Source organism: Streptomyces sp. NPDC060205, assembly GCF_042728395.1.
Taxonomy (GTDB): domain Bacteria; phylum Actinomycetota; class Actinomycetes; order Streptomycetales; family Streptomycetaceae; genus Streptomyces.
This window is the reverse complement of the sequence record NZ_JBHWZP010000575.1, coordinates 1-2,987: the sequence shown is the minus strand read 5'-3', so window position 1 is coordinate 2,987 and position 2,987 is coordinate 1. Positions and strand designations below refer to the sequence as shown.

General features: G+C 69.4%; 2 protein-coding genes. Both read right to left on the bottom strand.

Annotated features, from left to right (window positions below):
* Window positions 1-107 precede the first annotated feature (107 nt).
* Complete coding sequence (locus tag ACFWGJ_RS43050) at window positions 108-1,697, bottom strand: pyridoxal phosphate-dependent aminotransferase (protein WP_387334418.1); 1,590 nt, start codon at window positions 1,695-1,697, stop codon at window positions 108-110.
* Window positions 1,698-1,849: 152 nt separating this feature from the next.
* Window positions 1,850-2,965: an aldose epimerase family protein gene (locus ACFWGJ_RS43045; protein WP_387334419.1), complete on the bottom strand. Its 1,116-nt coding sequence runs from the start codon at window positions 2,963-2,965 to the stop codon at window positions 1,850-1,852.
* Window positions 2,966-2,987 lie beyond the last annotated feature (22 nt).

The following is a 2,987-nucleotide window of genomic DNA, read 5'->3' as shown; positions in this document are numbered from 1 at the left end:
CCCAGGTACCTGGGGGCGCGGGGAACTGCGCAGTCTTTTGCTTTTAGGGGCGCGGGGAACTGCGCAATCTTTGAGGGCACCCCCACCAGGGGTCACCCGACCCGGGGTCACCCGACCCGGTTCACCCCGCCGGCCGCAGGCCACCCCGCTCCGTTGGACGCCCCCGCCGTGTTCGGCCACCCGCCCGGCTGCTGCTGAGGCACCGGCTGGGGCTGCGGCATCGCCTGGGGCTGTTGCGGGAACCCCTGCTGGGGGAACCCCTGCTGGGGGAACCCCTGCGGCTGCCCCGGCGCGGCGACAGCGGTCAGCCCGCCCGGCATCCCCGTGGTCCCCCGCGTCTGCGCCGCGGTCAACGGCTGCGGCTGCCCCACCATCCCGTTCGCCGCGGCGACGAGCGGCTGCGGCTGCTGCGGCAACTGCGCGGGCTGCTGCGGCACGGGCTGGGGCTGCTGCACCATCCCGTTCGCCGTGCCCGCGAGCCCCGGATAGCCCTGACCGTTCGTCGAGCCGACGAGCCGGTCGACCGCCGCGGTTCCCGAGCTGTAGCCGGCCCCTTGGCTCAGCTCGGGCACGGCGGCACCCCGTCTGGTGGTTCCGTAGAGCACCGACTCCAGGCCGATCACCAGACGGCGTACGTCCTCCTGGGGCCGTACCACGAGCCGCACGAAGCGGCTGGACGAGCCGATCTTGTTGCCGCACTCGCGGACCAGGATCCGGTGCTCGGTGAGCAGTCGGTCCCGGACCACGGTGCCCTCGGCGCCCACGGGGAGGCGCACGAAGAGGAAGTTGCCCTGCGAGGGGTAGACGGTGAGGCCGGGCAGCGTGGAGAGCTGACGCGCCATGTCGAGCCGGTCGCGGCGCACCATGTGCAGGCTCTCGACGTACTCGGCCCCGTAGTCCTTGAGCATGAAGACCACGGTCTCCGCGAAGGCGTTCAGGTTCCATTTCGGCAGCATCGAGCGGATCTTGCCCGCGAGGCCCGGGTTGGCCACCATGTAGCCGAACCGCACGCCGTGCAGGCCGAAGTTCTTGCCGAGGCTGCGCAGCACGATGACGTTGGGGCGCATCACCGCCTCCTCGACGATGCTCGGCTCGTTCTCCGCGTCGGCGAACTCAAGGAACGACTCGTCGATGACGATCAGGTCGAGGTCGGCGAGCGCGTCGCAGAACGCCAGGATCGTCTGCTTGGGCAGGAACCCGCCGTCGGGGTTGTTCGGGTTGCAGATGACGGCGGCCCGGGTGCCCCGGGAGCGGATGAACTGGATGTACTGCGCCGGGTCGAGCGCGAAGCCGTTGCTCTCCTGGAGCGGGAACATGTCGACGCGCTTGCCGGTCTCCAGCGGCTGGTCGGTCCAGCGGCCGAAGGTGGGGACGGGGATGGCGAGCGACTCCCGGACCAGCAAGTGGTCGATCCAGGTGATCAGTTCGGTGGATCCGTTGCCCATCGCCACGCACTGCGGGGGAAGTTGCAGCAGGTTGCACAGCTCGGCGGTGATGGTGTCCGCGCTGCTCGGGTAGTACGTGATGATGTCGCGCAGCCGGGTGGTCAGCTCGTCCATCATCCGGGGCGAGGGGAAGTACGGGTTGCACGGGATGCAGAAGTCCACCGGACCGGCCTCCCCGCTCTCTCGTGCCAGCGCGGCCATCGAGGGGCTGTGCGCGCCGGTGCGGAACAGCGAGGTGACATTGTCGGCCATGGACCCTCCGTCCTTGAGGGGCGGCCCGAGCGGGTACGCGGGCGGCGGCCCGAGCGGGGATACCCGGGCCGCCTCTAAGTACGTGCGCCTGTGTGTCCCTGTTCAACGACTGTGAATCGATGTGGAAGTTGTGAACCACCTGTGAAGGATGGTTACTTGTTGAACGAATGGACCGTCGTCGAGCGGTACGTCCCGCCCGGCCTGAGCACGGTCGAGGGGAACTCGGGGCGGTTCGGCGAGTCGGGGAAGTGCTGGGTCTCCAGGCACACCGCGTCGCCCTGCCGGTAGGCCCGCCCGCCGGTCCCGACGAGGCTGCCGTCCAGGAAGTTCCCGGTGTAGAGCTGCACTCCGGGCTCGGTCGTCGCGATCTTCAGCGTGCGGCCGGAGACCGGCTCCCGCAGGTGCGCGATGTGCTCGGGCCGCTCCGTGAGTCCTTTGTCCAGGACCATGTTGTGGTCGATGCCCTTGGCGTACAGCAGTTGTGGGTCGGCCTGCCGCAGATCCGCCCCGAGCGTCTTCGGCGTACGGAAGTCGAAGGGTGTGCCCGCGACCGCGGCCAGCTCGCCGGTGGGGACGAGTCCCGCGTCGACCGGGGTGTAGCGGGACGCGGCGACCAGCAGCACATGGTCGTGGACCGAGCCGCCGTTCTCGCCGGCCAGGTTCCAGTACACGTGGTTGGTGAGGTTGACGACCGTGGCCCGGTCGGTGGTCGCCTCGTAGTCGATGCGCCAGTCGCCCTGCGCGGTCAGGGTGTAGGTGACCTGCACGGTGAGCGTGCCGGGGTAGCCCATCTCGCCGTCGGGGCTGGTGCGCCGCAGGACCAGGCCCACGTCGGAACCGGACGCGTACCCCTCCACGTCCCAGATCCGCCGGTCGAAGCCCTCCGGCCCGCCGTGCAGGTTGTGGCCGCCGTCGTTGACGGGCAGGACGTGGTCCTCGCCGTCGAGACTGAACCGGCCCTTGGCGATGCGGTTGCCGTACCGGCCGATGATCGCGCCGAAGTACGGGCTGGACGTCTCGTACGCCTCGACGGTGTCGAAGCCGAGCGAGACGTTGGTGTGTCCGCCGTGCCCGTCGGGAAGTTCCAGGGACTGGACGATGCCGCCGTACGAGAGGACCTTCAGCCGGGTGCCGCCGTTCTCCAGCGACCAGCGGTGGACCTTCGTGCCGTCGGCGAGTTCGCCGAAGAGTTCCTTCACCAGATCGTTCACCAGTTTTTTCACCGGTTCCTGTCTTCCCGAGACGTGAGTGGTTCCTGACGCGCACAACGCAAAATGGGGCCCCGTGGAC